We start from the raw sequence: 621 nt of genomic DNA on the forward strand, positions 1-621 counted from the left end.
GGCGTTATACCTCGTAGGAGAATTATGAAGAAATTACTAACAGCAGCCATGGGATTATTCGTTTCAAATGCCAACGCAAATATTAGCTGGGAAGATTTTGTTACCGAAGCGCATACTGCTCTGACAGAAAAGCAGAGCAAGCTGATGAGCGAGTTTAAACTTGGTGAACATGAGCGTTTCGACTGGGATCAGGAAAGCGGTACTCTTATATTTTCAAACGATGGAAAGGTTGCTGTTATTGCAAAGGTACAGTTCGTCGGTTCTATTTCTACCACGTCAAATACATGGCTTTGGTCTTGGGCAAACTCTTACATTTATGACAATGTAAAAGATCAGATGCACATCGTTCGAGAGTTTGGCGAGTCAAAAGGCTATGAAGCGCTTATCATAGACAAGTGGGAAGCGGATGAGATTGATGGGTGGGAAATGACTTCCGTGACCTCTTATCTTTTGGAAGCTAAAGGTGCCTACCGAACCACGGGAGAGACGGGTTTTACTTACATGGTGATAACTGACATAAGTTGGGCAAACTAGGTATAACAAGCTGTTTAAGAGTGATTCGCAACGCGTGGCATTTTTACTATGCGTTGGTTTTAGTGTTTAAGGTGGTATGCGGGAGCT

Annotated in this window: 1 protein-coding gene; it reads left to right on the top strand. The window is 43.0% G+C overall.

Translation table 11 applies throughout. The annotated features are described in order from the left end of the window. The first annotated feature begins 24 nt into the window (after positions 1 to 24). Positions 25 to 534 (top strand): DUF6882 domain-containing protein, encoded by a 510-nt coding sequence (locus R7O03_RS22725; RefSeq protein ID WP_020838879.1) that lies wholly within the window; start codon positions 25 to 27, stop codon positions 532 to 534. Positions 535 to 621 lie beyond the last annotated feature (87 nt).

Origin of the sequence: Vibrio sp. Vb2960 (assembly GCF_033337665.1) — a bacterium.
GTDB classification, from domain to species: domain Bacteria; phylum Pseudomonadota; class Gammaproteobacteria; order Enterobacterales; family Vibrionaceae; genus Vibrio; species Vibrio alginolyticus.